Annotated in this window: 14 protein-coding genes; 10 read left to right on the top strand and 4 right to left on the bottom strand. The window is 70.9% G+C overall.

Annotation, left to right across the window (positions count from 1 at the left end):
- Positions 1 to 72 precede the first annotated feature (72 nt).
- A complete protein-coding gene (locus AB0J64_RS00200; protein ID WP_364018368.1) occupies positions 73 to 975 on the bottom strand; it encodes an aminoglycoside phosphotransferase family protein in 903 nt (300 codons plus the stop codon).
- Positions 976 to 1,108: 133 nt separating this feature from the next.
- Between AB0J64_RS00200 and AB0J64_RS00195 the strand changes: the two genes are divergently transcribed.
- Entirely contained in the window at positions 1,109 to 1,279 is a 171-nt protein-coding gene (locus AB0J64_RS00195) for a hypothetical protein (RefSeq protein ID WP_364018366.1), read from the top strand.
- Here the strand turns inward: AB0J64_RS00195 and AB0J64_RS00190 are convergent.
- Positions 1,269 to 2,414 carry an ROK family transcriptional regulator gene (locus AB0J64_RS00190; protein ID WP_364018364.1) on the bottom strand — a complete coding sequence of 382 codons (1,146 nt, stop codon included), beginning with the start codon at positions 2,412 to 2,414 and terminating at the stop codon, positions 1,269 to 1,271. The genes AB0J64_RS00195 and AB0J64_RS00190 overlap by 11 nt on opposite strands.
- A gap of 106 nt (positions 2,415 to 2,520) precedes the next feature.
- On the opposite strand from AB0J64_RS00190, the gene AB0J64_RS00185 reads away from it, so the two are divergent.
- The 4 genes from AB0J64_RS00185 to AB0J64_RS00170 are packed head-to-tail and all read left to right on the top strand — an operon-like array spanning position 2,521 to position 5,825.
- Positions 2,521 to 3,429 (top strand): glutamate ABC transporter substrate-binding protein, encoded by a 909-nt coding sequence (locus tag AB0J64_RS00185; protein WP_364018362.1) that lies wholly within the window; start codon positions 2,521 to 2,523, stop codon positions 3,427 to 3,429.
- Positions 3,429 to 4,073: an amino acid ABC transporter permease gene (locus AB0J64_RS00180; RefSeq protein ID WP_364018360.1), complete on the top strand. Its 645-nt coding sequence runs from the start codon at positions 3,429 to 3,431 to the stop codon at positions 4,071 to 4,073. Before AB0J64_RS00185 ends, AB0J64_RS00180 begins: the two co-directional genes overlap by 1 nt.
- Positions 4,070 to 4,885, top strand: a complete 816-nt coding sequence (locus AB0J64_RS00175) for an amino acid ABC transporter permease (protein WP_364018358.1) — start codon at positions 4,070 to 4,072, stop codon at positions 4,883 to 4,885. The genes AB0J64_RS00180 and AB0J64_RS00175 overlap by 4 nt, the downstream gene beginning before the upstream one ends.
- Complete coding sequence (locus AB0J64_RS00170; RefSeq protein ID WP_364018356.1) at positions 4,878 to 5,825, top strand: asparaginase; 948 nt, start codon at positions 4,878 to 4,880, stop codon at positions 5,823 to 5,825. The genes AB0J64_RS00175 and AB0J64_RS00170 overlap by 8 nt, the downstream gene beginning before the upstream one ends.
- Before the next feature lie 9 nt (positions 5,826 to 5,834).
- Here AB0J64_RS00170 and AB0J64_RS00165 read toward each other — a convergent pair whose 3' ends face one another.
- Positions 5,835 to 7,295: an LCP family protein gene (locus AB0J64_RS00165; protein WP_364018354.1), complete on the bottom strand. Its 1,461-nt coding sequence runs from the start codon at positions 7,293 to 7,295 to the stop codon at positions 5,835 to 5,837.
- Positions 7,296 to 7,608: 313 nt separating this feature from the next.
- Here AB0J64_RS00165 and AB0J64_RS00160 point away from each other — a divergent pair, with 313 nt between their 5' ends.
- Together AB0J64_RS00160 and AB0J64_RS00155 are read left to right on the top strand one after the other, a co-directional pair.
- Entirely contained in the window at positions 7,609 to 8,535 is a 927-nt protein-coding gene (locus tag AB0J64_RS00160; RefSeq protein ID WP_364018352.1) for an alpha/beta hydrolase, read from the top strand.
- Positions 8,536 to 8,685: 150 nt separating this feature from the next.
- On the top strand, positions 8,686 to 9,264 hold the full coding sequence (locus tag AB0J64_RS00155) for a dihydrofolate reductase family protein (protein ID WP_364018350.1): 579 nt from the start codon (positions 8,686 to 8,688) through the stop codon (positions 9,262 to 9,264).
- Here the strand turns inward: AB0J64_RS00155 and AB0J64_RS00150 are convergent.
- Positions 9,246 to 9,956, bottom strand: coding sequence for a helix-turn-helix domain-containing protein (locus tag AB0J64_RS00150; protein WP_364018348.1), 711 nt, complete (start codon positions 9,954 to 9,956; stop codon positions 9,246 to 9,248). The two genes, AB0J64_RS00155 and AB0J64_RS00150, sit on opposite strands and share 19 nt — an antisense overlap.
- A gap of 410 nt (positions 9,957 to 10,366) precedes the next feature.
- Between AB0J64_RS00150 and AB0J64_RS00145 the strand changes: the two genes are divergently transcribed.
- From AB0J64_RS00145 to AB0J64_RS00135, 3 genes are all read left to right on the top strand, one after another.
- Positions 10,367 to 12,997: a BTAD domain-containing putative transcriptional regulator gene (locus tag AB0J64_RS00145; RefSeq protein ID WP_364018346.1), complete on the top strand. Its 2,631-nt coding sequence runs from the start codon at positions 10,367 to 10,369 to the stop codon at positions 12,995 to 12,997.
- 167 nt (positions 12,998 to 13,164) lie between these two features.
- Positions 13,165 to 13,671, top strand: coding sequence for a hypothetical protein (locus AB0J64_RS00140; protein ID WP_364018344.1), 507 nt, complete (start codon positions 13,165 to 13,167; stop codon positions 13,669 to 13,671).
- A gap of 70 nt (positions 13,672 to 13,741) precedes the next feature.
- Positions 13,742 to 14,812 (top strand): hypothetical protein, encoded by a 1,071-nt coding sequence (locus tag AB0J64_RS00135; protein ID WP_364018342.1) that lies wholly within the window; start codon positions 13,742 to 13,744, stop codon positions 14,810 to 14,812.
- Positions 14,813 to 14,830: the final 18 nt, after the last annotated feature.

Genomic DNA, 14,830 nt, shown 5'->3' with positions numbered 1-14,830 from the left:
GTGATCCAAGGACTCCGGGGCAATTCTTCATCCGGTGGGGGCCGCCAGTCGAGCCGTGCGCCGCTCCCGTGCTCAGCGCCCCCGGCTCTCGGCGAGGACCTGCGCCAGCGCGTGGGACGTCTGGCGGACCATGCCCGGGTTGGTGTCCCAGTAGTACGCCAGCGCGTTCACGGCCTGGGAGAGCGCCCAGCCGCGACCGCGCAGCCACGACGCGTCGTCGACGCCGAGCTCGGCGCGGAAGCGCCGGCGGCTCTCGCCCGCGAACACGTTCCACGCCGGTTGGAGGTCGCAGGCGGGGTCGCCCACGTTGAGTCCGCCGAAGTCGATGACCGCGGACAGGCGGCCGTCGACCACGAGCAGGTTGCCCGGCAGCAGGTCCCCGTGCACCCAGACCTCCGCGCCGTCCCAGACGGGGGCGCTGAGCGACTCCTCCCATGAGCGGAGGGCCGCGGCGCCGTCGATGCGGTCGCCGAGCTGAGTGATCGACCGTCGGACGAACTCGTCCCCTTCAGCGAGCGGAGCGCCGCGAGCGCCACGCGGACGCGGATGCGCGCCGGCCTGGTCGACCTTGCGCAGCGCCGTCACGAATGCCGCGAGATCGACGGCCGCCTGCTCCAGGTCCGTGATCGTGCCGTTGGCGTTCGCGCCGGGCAGCCACTCGTACACGGACCAGGTGAAGGGATAGCCCTCGGCCGGATCTCCCATCGCCAGCTGCACCGGGACGGCGAGCGGCAGGTGCGGCGCCAGCTTCGGCAGCCACCGCGCCTCCTTGGCCGCCTGCCCGGTGGCCCATCCGATGCGCGGCATGCGCACGGACAGGTGGTCGCCCAGTCGGTAGATGTCGTGGTCTGTGCCGTAGGAGTCGACGGGTTCTATTCGCAGGCCGGCCCACTGAGGGAACTGTCCCTCGAGCAGCCGGCGAACGAGCTCGGCGTCGGTCTGGACCTCGTCGGCGTGCATCTTCGTCCTGCTCATCGCCGCCCATCCTTGACCGGCTGCGGCGGCTGCGGCAATCGATTTTCAGTGACGGACGCTCTTGCGACATGAAATACTTAGAGTGCACGTTCGACTACAGAGGAGGAAGGTCCGCGTCTATGCGGTGGGCCGAGTGCCGATCTACCTGCTGATCGATCCCATCGGCAAGACCCCTTGCGTCACCGTGTTCAGTGACATCAAGGACCACACCTATCGGACGATCGTCAAGGTGGGCATGGGGGCGCCGATCAGACTGCCCGCCCCGGTCGACTTCGAGCTGGACGCCTCGATCTTCAAGATGTGACCTTCAGAGCGGCCTCCAGGAGGAGGGTGCCCGCACCCAGCAGCGCCGCGTCCCGCCCCGCCCGCGCCGGGGCGATCTCCAGGTCCCTCGTCGCCAGCGGCAGGCAGCGTTCCCAGACCGCGGCCCTGATCGACGTGAGCAACGGTTCCGCCGCCGACAGGCTCCCGCCCACCGCCACCACGTCCGGGTTGAAGAAGTTCACCAGGACGGTGAGGACCTCGCCGATGCGGCGGCCGGCGGTGCGGACCAGGCTGGTGGCCTCCGGGATGGCGTCGTCGACCAGGGTGACGATGTCCGCCGTGCGGGTCGCCTCGATGCCGGACTCCTGCAGGGCCGCCATCAGGGCGGCGCCGCTCGCGTACGCCTCCAGGCAGTCCGGATGGCCGCAGGCGCACACGATCGAGGAGTCCGAACGGACCCGCACATGGCTGATGTCGCCGGCCGCGCCCCGGCCTCGATGCAGCCGGCCGTTGACGATGACGCCGCAGCCTATGCCCGTGCCGGCCTTGACGACCATGAGGTTCTCGCTGCCGGGCCACCATCTCGCCTCGCCCGCCGCCATCAGGTTGGCGTCGTTCTCCACGAGGACCGGCAGGTCGTAGCGGGCGGCGAGGTGGTCGGCGACCGGGAAGCCGTTCCAGCCCGGCATGCGGGAGGGGGTCACCACGCGCTGGCTGGAAGGGTCCACCGGGCCCGGGATGCCGGTGCCCACCCCCCTGAGCGGGACGGAAGGGGGGACGTGGGCGGCCAGCAGCTCGTCGAACGCGTCCGCGATGCGGTCCAGGGTGACCTGCGGACCGTCGGCTATCTCGCAGCCGCGCTCCTCGATCACGAGCGGCGCGCCGCTGAGGTCCAGGAGGCCGAGCCGTACGTGGTGGGCGCCCAGATCGGCCACGGCCAGGACGCCGGCACCGGGGGAGAGGCGCAGGCGGCGGGGGCGGCGGCCGCCGCGCGAGGTGCCCGAACCCTCCTCGGCGAGCAGGCCCGCGTCGATGAGCTCCTCCACGCGCAGCGACACGCTGGACGCGGCCAGGCCGGATAAGCGGGCGAGCTCGGCGCGTGACTCGGCCTTGCCGGTGGCGACGAGTCGCAGCAGGTCGCCCTGTGCCCCCTGCACGGGCAGCCGCTGATTCATGTGAGATACCTACCACGTCCAGACTTACGACGACAACGTATTGACTTGCTACGAAATCTCCCACTACGGTCCGGCTTATCTTCGAAATCGAAGGAAGTGACCGTTCATGAAGAGGCTTGTCGCCGTCGTCGCCATCTCGCTCTTAGGGCTGGCGGCCTGTGGTGAGTCGAGTAGCCCCGCCGTGCCGGGGGAGTCGTCCCAGAAGAGCGGCGACGTGCTGGCCAAGGCGCCCGTCGCGGCGGCGGCCGACATCCTGCCCGGCTCCACCATGGAGAAGATCAAGCAGCGCGGCGAGCTCCTCGTGGGCGGCTCGCTGGACGCGCCCCTGCTATCCCAGCAGAACCCCGTCACCGGCCAGGTCGAGGGGTTCGACGCGGACATGGGCAAGGCGCTGGCCAAGTACATCCTGGGCGAGCCCAAGGTGAAGATCGTCAACTCGGCGTCGGAGACCCGCGAGGCGTTGCTGGCCAACGGCACCGTGGACGTGGTGTTCCAGACGTACACGATCACGGAGGAACGGGCCAAGCAGGTCGCGTTCGCCGGCCCGTACTACACCTCGGGGCTCACCATCGCCGTGAAGAAGGGCACCTCGGGCATCACCAAGCCGGAGGACCTGAACGGCAAGAAGGTCCTGGCGGGCGCGAACACTCCGGCCATCCCCGCGATCAAGAAGCTGGCGCCGCAGGCGGAGATCATCACGTTCGGCAGCGACCCCGAGTGCGTCCAGGCGCTCAAGCAGGATCGGGGCGTGGCCTACGTGCAGGACGAGACGCTGCTGATCGCGGACGCCCAGAAGGACCCGTCGATCGAGATCGTGACCAAGCCGTTCACCGTGGACCCGTACGGCATCGGGCTCAAGCACGGTGACGACCAGTTCAAGAAGTTCGTCAACGACTGGCTGAAGAAGACCCAGGATGCCGGGCTCTGGCAGGAGATCTGGAAGAAGTCCATCGGCACCGTCGTGACCGGCGAGCCTCCACAGCCGCCGCAGATCGGCTCCGTGCCGGGGTCCTGATGTCCGTGCTCCTCGATCACCTGCCCGAGCTGTGGCAGGGGCTGATCGTGACGTTCCAGCTCACCGCCGCGTCGTTCGCCGGCGCGGCGGTGCTGGGGGTGGTCGTGTGCGCCCTGCGCGTCAGCCCCGTGCGGGTGCTGCGCGCCATCGGCACGGCGTACGTGGAGGCGGTCCAGAACCTGCCGCTCCTGGTGCTGCTCGTCCTGTCCTTCTTCGGTCTCCCGGAGATCGGCATCAAGGCCGAGCCGCTGGTCACGGCCATCGTGGTCATCGCCGTGTACGAGGCCGCGTACGTCGGCGAGGCCCTGCGCTCCGGCGTGAACTCGGTGGGCAAGGGTCAGGGTGAGGCGGCGCGGGCGATCGGGCTGACGTTCAGCCAGTCGCTCAGGCACGTCATCCTGCCCCAGGCGCTGCGCACGGTCGTCCAGCCGCTCGGCAACATCTTCATCGCGACCGCCATGAACACCGCGCTCGCCGCCGCCGTGGGCGTCGTCGACCTGACGGCCGCCGCCAACCGGGTGAACCTCATCGAGGCGCAGCCCATCCCGATCTTCGTGGGGGCAGGTGTGGCGTACGCGCTGATCGCCGCGGCGGCGGGGTTCGTCACCGGCAGGCTCGAACGCAGGCTGGTGATCCTCCGATGAGCGTCCTTTTCGACGAGCCCGGGCCCAGGGCGCGCGGGCGCATCCGTGTCGCGACCGTGCTCGGCACGCTGGCCGCCGTCGCGCTCGCCGTGCTGGCGGTGCGGCAGTTCGCGGCGAACGGGCAGCTCGACGCCGCCCGCTGGCAGCCGTACGCGACCTGGCCCATGTGGCGATATCTCCTGACAGGTCTGTGGTCCACGTTCCTGGCGGCAGTCGTGTCGGCGGCGCTGTCCATGGCGTTCGGCCTGCTCCTGGCCCTCGGACGGCTCTCCGACCGACGCTGGCTGCGCCTCGCGTCGGCCGCCTACGTGGAGGTCGTCAGAGTCATCCCGGCGCTGCTGCTGGTGTACGTGGTGCTGTTCGCGCTGCCGCGCTACGGCCTGGACCTGCCGCTGTTCTGGAAGCTGTGCGTGCCCCTGACGGTGTCGAACGCCGCCGCCTTCGCCGAGATCTTCCGCGCCGGCATCAACTCCGTCGAACGCGGCCAGACCGAGGCGGGCCTGGCCGTCGGCCTCACCCGGCTCCAGACGATGCGCCTCATCGTGCTGCCGCAGGCGGCCCGCAGGGTGCTGCCGTCGATCGTCAGCCAGTCCGTCGGCCTGCTCAAGGACACCTCGCTGGGTTTCGTCGTCAGCTACGGCGAGCTGCTCTACAGCGGCAAGGTCCTGGCCGCCTACAACGGCCTGCTCATCCAGACGTACCTCGTCGTCGCGCTGGTCTACCTGGTGGTCAACGCGTCGCTGTCCAAGCTGGCCCGCACGCTGGAGTCCCGCCAGTCAGTCTCACTGAGAAGGAGAGCCGCACGTGCCTGACTACGCCGTCCTAGCCGAGGTCATCCGCTCCGGCTTCGTCGAGAGCGTCCACTACGGCAGCGCCGTCGGCCTGGACCCGTCCGGGCGCGCCGAGGTGGCGCTGGGGCAGGTGGACGCGCCGGTGCTGCCGCGCTCGTCGGCCAAGCCGTTCCAGGCCCTGGCCTGCCTCACCGCGGGCGCGGCCCTGGCCGGGCCGCGGCTGGCCATCGCCGCGGGCAGCCACACGGGCGAGGACTTCCACGTGCGGCTGGTACGCGAGATCCTCGAGGACTACGGCCTGGACTTCGGCGCGCTGGCCTGCCCGCCGTCGTGGCCGGAGGACACCTCCACCATGTACGGGCTCGTCAGGCAGGGCGCGGAGCCCTCCCGCGAGCGCATGAACTGCTCCGGCAAGCACGCCGCCATGCTCGCCGCCGCCGTGGCCAACGACTGGGACGTGCCCGCGTACCTGTCGGCGGACCATCCCCTGCAGCTCCGGGTGCGTTCGGTCACCGAGGAGCTGGCGGGGGAGAAGGCCGCGCACGTGGCGGTGGACGGCTGCGGCGCGCCCCTGTTCGGCCTGTCGCTGACCGGCCTGGCCCGGGCCGTGCGGTCCCTGGTCCTGGCCGCGCCGGGCACCGCGCCACGCCAGGTCGCCGACGCGATGCGCGCGCACCCCGAGTACGTGGGCGGGAGCGGCCACCAGAACACCGAGCTGATGCGGGCACTCCCGGGCGCCCTGGCCAAGGGCGGCGCTGAGGGAGTGCTGGTGGTGGCCCTGGAGTCGGGCCACTCGGTGGCGGTGAAGGTCATCGACGGCAGTCCCCGCGCCACCACGGCCATCGCCCTGGCGGTGCTGCGGCGCATGGGCTGCGACGTCACTCCGGCCGCCGCCTTCGCAGAGGTGGACGTGCTGGGCGGCGGCGTCCCGGTGGGCCGGATCATCGCGAAGGCGGAGTGAGGCCGCCCGTCAGAGCGGCCCGCCGCAGCCTTCCGTGAGGCCCTTGGCCGGGCTCTGGCTGCTCTTCTTGGCGACCGCCGACTTCTTCGGGGACGGCGAGGCCGATGCCGAAGGCGAAGGGTCGGCGGAGGCGGCGACCGGGGAGTCGGCGTGCGCCGAGTCGCGCAGCGCCTTGCCGGCGATGTCGCGGATCTTCTCCCAGTCGGGATAGCCGGTGCTGATCAGCGGGGGCACGAACTGCACGCTCGTCACCTTCGCGTTCTTGACCTTCAGCGCCAGCGGCACCAGGTTCTTGAGCATCGACCGCGGGATGTCGGTCCTGATCAGTTCCTTGGTGGCCAGCGCGATCCGGTTGAACCTGGCCAGCACCGTCGCCGGGTCCGCCTGGTCGAGCAGCGCGCCGAGCACGCAGCGCTGGCGGCGCATCCGGGTGTAGTCGTCGCTGTACGTGCGCGAGCGGGCGTACCACATGGCGTCGGCGCCCTTGAGCTTGCGCGTGCCGGCCTTGACCAGGCCCTCGTTGTACTTGCCGAACACCACGTCCTGCTCGACCGTGATCCGGATGCCGCCGATGGCGTCGATGAGCCGGGCGAACCCCCACATGTTGACCAGGGCGTACCAGTCGACCTTGACCCCGAGGGTGTAGCCGATGGTGTCCATCAGCACCTTGGGGCCCTGGTGCTGCCTGCCGCCGAAGAGCTCCGGGTGCGCGTCGGCGTACTCCCAGACGCTGTTGAGCAGGTCGCTGCGCCCGCCCCCCGGGTCGGCCGGGAGCCGGAAGCCGCCGGGGAACTGCTGCGCCATCGGGGTGCCGGGGCGGAAGCGCACGTTCTCCAGGTTGCGCGGGAGGCTGAACAGCACGGTGTTGCCGGTCCGCACATCGACGCTGGCCAGGTTCATGCTGTCGGTACGCACGCCGATGCGGTTGTCGTCGGCGTCGCCGCCGAGCAGCAGGATGTTGACCCGCTGCCGCCCCGCCCACGGGTCCTCCGGCTTCTCCCCGGCGGCCGCGGCGGAGGACGGCGAGTCGGACGGCGTCTCCTGGAAGATGTCGTTGAGCGTCTGCCGCGAGGTCCACACGGCCTGCGCGGTCCAGCCGAACGGGAGCACCATCACGACGGCGAGCAGCCCCGCCAGCGTGCCGCTGAGGATCTGCCCGGACTGCGGCAGCCGCCCGGGACGCAGCACGACGAACGAGTGCACGATCAGGGCGAACCACGCCATTCCCAGCACGGCGGCACTCACCATGATCGCCGTCAGCCAGGAGTTCTCGGTCAGCGAGCCGATCAGGTTGTCGGTCGTCAGGCCCAGCGCGAGCAGTGCCAGCAGCCCGGCGATGTAGCAGGAGAGCAGCACCAGCCCGGTCTTGCGCCAACCGGCACGCAGATGGGCGGCCCCGGGCGCGAGTGCCGCCAGCACCAGCCAGCCGAGGACCGCTCCGGCACTCGCCGGTTCCTTTGCCTGCCGCACGCCTTCCCCGTTTCCCCGAACTCCACGGAAAATCTCAACCCCCATGGAGGTGCCTACCGTAGGCCTCAATTGAGGCGGCAGCCTACGCACCGAATACGAAATATGTCTTTATCGGAGCATGAACATCAGTAGCCAAACAGACAGCATTGAGATCGTGCGAGGTCACCGACGGGATCGCCATCGTCACATTGAACCGCCAGGAGCGGCCGAACGCCTTCACCTTTACGATGCGCGGGCGATCAACGGCCGAAAGTAAGCAATGGTGTGCCGCCCGATGTCCCGTCATGGCCGGACAATCTCTATGGTGTCTAACATGTACGAGATCACCGTGCTGAACATGCCGGACGACTTCGAGGGCGAGGTCGTCGCGACGCTGGTCGCCAGGAAGGCCGGATCCCGCAGAGCGGTGCTCTACCTGCACGGGTTCACCGACTACTTCTTCCAGGACCACCTGGCCGACCACTACGTCCAGCGCGGCATCGACTTCTACGCGCTCGACCTCCGCAAGTACGGCCGCTCGTTACTGTCGCACCAGACCAGGGGCCTGATCAGGAGCGTCACCGACTACTTCCCCGAGATCGACGAGGCCGTCCGCGTCATCCGGCAGGACCACGACGAGCTGACGATCAACGCCCACTCCACCGGCGGGCTCGTCGCCTCCCTGTGGGCCGACCGGGTCCGCGGCCGGGGTCTGGTGGACGGGCTGGTGCTCAACAGCCCGTTCTTCGACCTGAACGTGCCCGCCCCGCTCCGGCTGGCCGCCGATCTGCTGAAGACGCCGCTCTCGTACACGAAGAGGGCGCTCCCGCTGGGCATCAGCACGGCCTACGGGCAGACGCTGCATCGCAGCGAGGGCGGCGAGTGGGACTACGACCTGACGCTCAAGCCCCTGGAGGGCTTCTCGGTGCACGCCATGTGGCTGGCCGCCATCCGCAGGGCGCAGCGGCGGCTGCACGCGGGGCTCGCGGTGGACGTGCCCGTGCTCGTGCTCGCCTCCACCAACGGGCTCCGGGTACGCGACTTCGTACCGGAGGCCCGCTCGGCCGACATCGTGCTCGATCCGCGGCAGATCGCCCGCTGGGCCACGTCGGTGGGCCCGCACGTCACCTGCGTGCGCATCCCGGACGGCGTACACGATCTCGTGCTGTCGGCCGAGCCGGCGCGCAAGCAGGTGTTCGCCGAGCTGGACCGCTGGATGAACGCGTATCTTGGTCCGCGTTCAGCGGACCAGGACAGGTAGCGGAGTCTGACACGCCGGCCAAGGAAGAGCCGGTCGCGGAGGTGTTCAGATACGCGTTTCGGACCCGCTGTCGTTTCCGTCCAAGACGGCTACCGCGGCCGTGATCTAGCGTGGACCCGGCAGTTCCCCCGAGCATGAGGAGACGGCACAGTGCGTAACTTGGTCTACACCGGTTTCATGTCGCTCGACGGCGTCGTGGACTCGCCTGGCGGCGGGCCGGGGGAGGAACACCGCAGCGGCGGGTGGGTGTTCAAGGACCTCGAGTTCGTCCCCGAAGCCTGGTCGTTGAAGGGTGAGGAGCTCGCCGACACGACGGCGCTGATGTTCGGCCGTCGCAGCTACGAGACGTTCGCGGCGTTCTGGCCCGGCTCGGAGGATCACGCCGGCTACAAGGAGCTGCCCAAGTATGTGGTGTCGGCCACGCTGTCTGACGACGCCATCGTCGACGGGTGGGGGCCGACCACGATCCTGCGCTCGACCGAGGACGTCGCCGCGCTCAAGGAGGGCGAGGGCGGCGCGATCTTCATCCACGGGAGCGCGGAGCTGGCCAGGCGGCTGTCAGACGCGGGTCTGATCGACCAGTACAACCTGCTCGTCTTTCCCGTGCTGCTCGGTGCCGGGAAGAGCCTGTTCGGCCGGGCCGACCGAGACAAGCACATGCTGACGCTGCGGGAATCGGAGAGCTACTCGAACGGGATCCTCAAGCTGGTCTACGACGTCAAGCGCTGATCCAGGTCGAGGGCGATCGCGCCGCCGGTGCCCTCGCGCAGCTGCCTGACGGTGCGTCCGACGTAGGAGCGCAACGCCCGGGCCAGGTGCGGCTCGTCGAAGTAGTCGAGCTTGGCGACGACGTCGGCGGCCGGGTCGCCGGCAGCCAGCAGCTGCGCCGCCGTGCGGGCCCGCTCGATCTGCCGGACCGCGCCGCGCGTCAGTCCAGTCGCGGCGCGGAACCGGCGTTCGACCGTGCGCCCCGAGACGGCCGGGCGGTGACCCCGCACCACGTCGGTGACGAGCGGGTCACGGAGCACGATCCCGGCCCGGACGAGACTCTCGACCAGAGCCTCGGCGTCGTCGGGGCCGGGCGTCTCCCAACGCGCGCCGTCCAGCCGGAACGTCCGGCGCGTGGTGTCGGGGAGCCCGATGCCCCCGTCGACCAGCGCCGGCGTGGGCACGGCCCGCAACGAGGTGCCCACGGCGAACTCGATGCCGGTAAAGGCCGCGCCCTCCGGCACCGGCGCCGTGCCGGTCCGGGTCTCTGGACCGGTGACGCCCGCGTACGCCCGGCCGGCGTGCTCCCAGAACACCAGGCCCCAACGCGCCCCTGCGACGGACGTCATCGCAGTGACCTGCTCGCTGGTGCATGTCCACACGGTGTCGACCCACGCCGAGTCCGACTCGCGCGTCTTGAACCGCAGTCCCACGGGCGAAGGATACGTCGCTTCGCGTTGTCCGTGGCTTGCCTGGCTACGCGGCTACCGGAGCGGTCGCCGTCTTCCGGCAGGGCGGCAAGAACGACGGCACTATCACCGTGCTCGATGTGACTACGTGGTGGCTCCTTTCGGTGACTACTCCGGATACGGCCGGTTCTGGGATGACTCCACAAGCACCATGGGTCGCCTATCCACACGTCAAGTGACCGCACGCGGGGGAGGCCGGTCACGTTCCGTGGTGCGGGCGGCTCCAGCGGGGGCTCCGCCCGTGTCCGGCAGAGGTGATCCGGAGCGGTCCGGTGGTGGTGATCGGCGCGGGCCGGGCCGACGAGGTGCGGTGGAGCTGTGGGATCGTGGAGGCTTTGACACCACGTCCTGCCCGCCGTACCCGGGGATTTGTCATGGAATTTCGGATTATGGGGGCATTGTCGGTACGTGACGGCGCCGAGGATCGCACTCCCACCGCCCCGAAGCACCGTGACTTGCTGGCGATGTTCGTGCTCAACGCCCGCCGCCCGCTCACCGTCGAGCGGCTGCGACAGCTGCTGTGGCCGCTGGAGGAGGGCGACCGGTCAGACTCGCTGATCCGCGGCTACATCGGCCGGCTCCGGCAGCTGATCGGCAAGGACGTCATCACCACCGTGTCCGGCACGTACACGCTGGCCATCAACGACGATCAGCTCGACGTCGGTCGCTTCCGCCGGCTCATACAGGAGGGGCTGTCCGGGCGTGACGGCGGCAAGCTGCGGGAGGCGCTGAGCCTGTGGCGCGGGCCGGTTCTGGCGGACGTGGACCCTGACGCGAGGCGCTGGGCCGAGACCGGGCGGCTGCGCGAGGAGCTCGAAGAGCTTCGCCTGCTCGCCCTGGAGCGCCGGATCGAGCTCGACCTGGACGCGGGCCGGCACCGCGAGCTGCTGTCCGAGGTGCGGAAGCTGGTCGCGCAGCACCCGCTCTGGCAGCGTTTCCGCGGCCAGTTCATGCTGGCGCTCTATCGCAGCGGGCGGCGCGTGGAGGCGCTGGACGCGTACACGGCGCTGCGCGACGAGCTCGACGGCGGGCACGCCATCGAGCCCGATCCCGAGCTGCAGCTGCTGTATCACCGCATGCTGCACGACGACGTGATGCTGCACGTCTCCGCGGGGCCGCCGGTGCTGTTGCCGCGGGACGTCGCCCACTTCACTGGTCGCGCCGACCTGCTCGACCAGGTGTTCTCCGGCCTGGTCGTCGTGCACGGCCCGGCCGGGGTGGGCAAGTCGGCGCTCGCCGTACGCGCCGCCTGGCGGCACAGGGAGCGCTTCCCCGACGGGATCCTGTACGCGGACCTGCGCGAGTCCACCCGGCCCGGCGCGATCCTGGAGGACTTCCTGCGCTGGCTCGGCTGCCCGGCCCAGGCGGTACCGGCATCGGAGGGCCAGCGGCAGCGGCTGCTGCGCACTTACACCGCCAACCGCCGCATGCTCGTCGTGCTGGACGACGCCGCCGACGAGTCTCAGGTACGGCCGCTGCTCACCTCGTGCCCCACCGTGATCACCAGCCGGTCGGCGCTCGGCGGGCTGACCGGCGCCGTACGGCTGCCGCTGGGCGTCCTGGACGACGACGAGGCCCGTGACCTGCTCGTCAAGCTCATCGGCGAGGAACGGGCGGACGACGGCGGGTTGCGGGAGCTGATGCGGTTCTGCGGTGGGCTGCCCATCGCGCTGCGCATCGCCGGATCCCGCCTGGCCACCAGACCAGGCTGGACCCCTGGCTACCTCGCGGGCCTGCTGGAGGACGAGCGCGGGCGGCTGGACCGCCTTCACTCGGGCGACCAGACGGTCCGCAGCGTGTACGCGGTCGGCTACGAGGGCCTGCCCGCGCCGGCGCGCCGCATGGTGCGGCTGCTGGGCGCGCTGTCGGCCCCCGACGTCGCCGACTGGGCCGCCCAGGTCTTCGGTGACCAGGCCGACACGCTCGTGGACGCCGGCCTGCTGGAGGCGCACACCGTGGACGTGGCGGGCCAGGTCCGCTACCGCATGCACGACCTGGCCCGGCTCTACGCCCGCGAGCGGCTGGTGGAGGAGGAGGGCGTGCATGCGGTACGGGACGCGCTCGCGCGGCTCCAGGCCGTCGTGATGGCCCGGGTGCAGGCGTCCCGGTTCCCGCTGGTCTCCGGTGAGCCGACCATGCGCAGCTTCGTGACCAGGGACATCAAGGAGTCGGTCGAGTGGCTCGTCGCCGAGCGCGCGTTCCTCGCCGCCCTGGTCGGCGACTTATACGGAGCCGGGCTCGACGAGGGCGCGTGGCGGCTCGCGCATCTGCTGGGCCCGTTCCTGGAACGGCGGCGCTTCCTGGACGACTGGCGGCTGGTCGCCGAGACCGGCCTCGCGGCGGCGCGGCGCACGGGTGACGCTCGCGCCGAGGCCCTGCTCCTGCGCGACCAGGGCGACCTGTGCCGGGCCGAGGGCCGGTGGGCGGAGGCGCTGGATCTGCTCACCCGGGCGCTCGAGGCGTTCACGAGCCTCGGTACGTCCAGCGGCAAGGAGGCCGCGCAGGTCCGGCGGAGGATCGGCCAGGTGTACCTGGGACAGGGCCGTCTGGACGAGGCAGAACGCCAGCTGACCTCCTCTCTGCACGCCTTCAGCGGCGGGAGGGCGGGCGCCGAGGCGCAGCAGGCGCTTGGCGCGGTGCTGCGGCGGGCCGACCGCCCCGACGAGGCAGCCGACCGGCTCGCCGCCGCCGCGGGCTTCTTCGATGCTCTGGGCGACCGGCACCGGCACGCCGACACCCTGCTGGAGCTGGCCGCGGCACGGCTGGCGCAGCGGCGGGTGCCCGACGCCAGGGACTGCGCGCAGCGGGCCAGGTCCATCGCCGTACGGCTCGGCGACCGGCTGCTGGACGCGCACGCGCTGCTGGCGCTGGCCCGGGTCAACCGGGCTGAGGGCGACCGCGACGCGGCGCGCAAGCTGGCCGAGGACGCGTTCAAGATCTTCGACGGCATCGCCGACGAACCCGGCAGGGCGACCGCGCTGGACCTACTCGCCGCCCTGGTGTGACGCCCCGGTGTGACGCCCCGGTGTGACGCCCCGATGTGACGGCCTGCTCTGACGACCTCGTGTGTCGGCCTGCTCCGCGCCTCAACACCGCCTCAACACGGCTTCAACATCACCCGGACTAGCTTCCTCTCGTCAGTCCAATGGACACATGAGAGAGGAAGATCACGATGGCGTTCATCACCTTCCGCACCTCGATCGCCGCCCTGGCCGTCGCCGGGGCCGCAACAACCGGTCTCGCCGCCCTCCCCGCTGTCGCGGATGCTTCGGGGGCGACCTCGGCCTCCGCGATGGGGACCGCCTCCGGCTCGTGCAGCAAGGGCGGCCCGTACATCAACTTCACCGGGCACTACCACAACAGCAGCCGGTACCACGTCTTCACCAAGTTCTCCTGGACGATCGGCGGGAGCGGCGTGCGCAACAAGAACAACGTCGAGTTCCGGGTGAAGCACGACAACCGCCTCGGCCACGACCCGATCTACTGGACCTGGAAGTCCCCGGACAACATCCGCAAGGGGTACTCCGAGGTCAACTCCGGCACGCAGAATGGCGGGAACCCTGTCCCGAGGAGCGGCATCAGGGTGCCGAAGAACAAGGCGGCGTATGTGGAGTTCAAGGTCGTCTTCGACAAGAGGGGCACCGACCCGCGCTGCAGCGGTCACACGCGCAACGTCTGATCCCGTTCGCTGGGGCAGGGCCGTGTCCTCCAGGGCGCGGCCCGGCCCTGGCCGGTCGAGGGAGGTTGTCATGCGTCGTCGTCGGGTGGCGCTCGCCGGTCTCATGGTCGCGGCGGTTCTCGCCGGTGGCTGTGCCGCCGTGGAGCCGGCCCGTCCGTCCGCTCAGCCGTCGCCCGCCCCGTACGGGACCGCGCCGATGATCGTCGCGGTCTCGTCCGATGGTGTGGTGGTGGCGGATCCCGGCAGCGGGTCGTACCGGGGCTACTCCTCACGCGGGGAGCTGCGCTGGACGGACCGGGAGGCGTACCGCCAGGACGCGGACGCCGTCTGCGCGGCGCGCTGCCCTGACGCGGTGCTGTCCGCGCCCGCGGGCGACGTGCCGACCTGGCGGCGGCTGATGGGGCGCGCCGCGCTGGTGGGCGGTGCAGGGAAGCGGGTGCTCAGCGTACGGGGGCCATCGGACGCTGTGCTGGCCGAAAGCGCGCCGGGGAAGGGCGGCTGGCTCACCGTGCTCGGGAACGGCGTGAAGCGAACGCGGATCCCGATCTCCAGCGCGGCGGGGCTCCTCTGGGTGGAGGACCCGGCGCGGTCGGCCGCCCTCATCGCGTACGACGACCCGGACGTCGCGGGGGCCGACATCCGCTGGTTCCGGCGCGACCGGCACGGCTGGCGGCCGACTGGACGCACGGCGCCCGCGGCGGGCGTGTGGGGGGCCTGCCTGGCGGACGGCGGCGATCTGACCGTGCTCACCGGCCCCAGCGCGCGGATGCTGGTGAACGGCCGCACAGTGCCGCTCCGGACCGATCTGAGGGTCGCCGCGGAGTGCGCGGCGGGCCGGGCCGGCGCGGTCGTGCTGGACCGCTGGGTGGACGAGCGGGGCGTGCGGCACACGGCCGTCCGGGGTGTCGGTGTGGACGGGCGTCAGATCTGGGCCAGGGAACTCGCGACGGAGGCGACGGTCGCCGCCGATCCGGACGGTCGCCGGTTCGCGCTGGTCCACGATGGGACGGCGGAGATCGTCGATGCGCGGGGACGTACGACGTCACGGTTCGGCGGGGTGGTGGCCGCCGCGTTCGCGGGGAAGGGCGAGCTCGTCACATTGGACGCAGGGGCGCGGCCTGGACGTCTCACACTTGGTTGAGTGGATCAGTACCGTATG

Origin of the sequence: Nonomuraea sp. NPDC049695, from assembly GCF_040674955.1 — a bacterium.
Lineage (GTDB): Bacteria > Actinomycetota > Actinomycetes > Streptosporangiales > Streptosporangiaceae > Nonomuraea > Nonomuraea helvata.
Note: the sequence above shows the minus strand (reverse complement) of the source record. Positions and strands in the feature narration are given on the sequence as shown.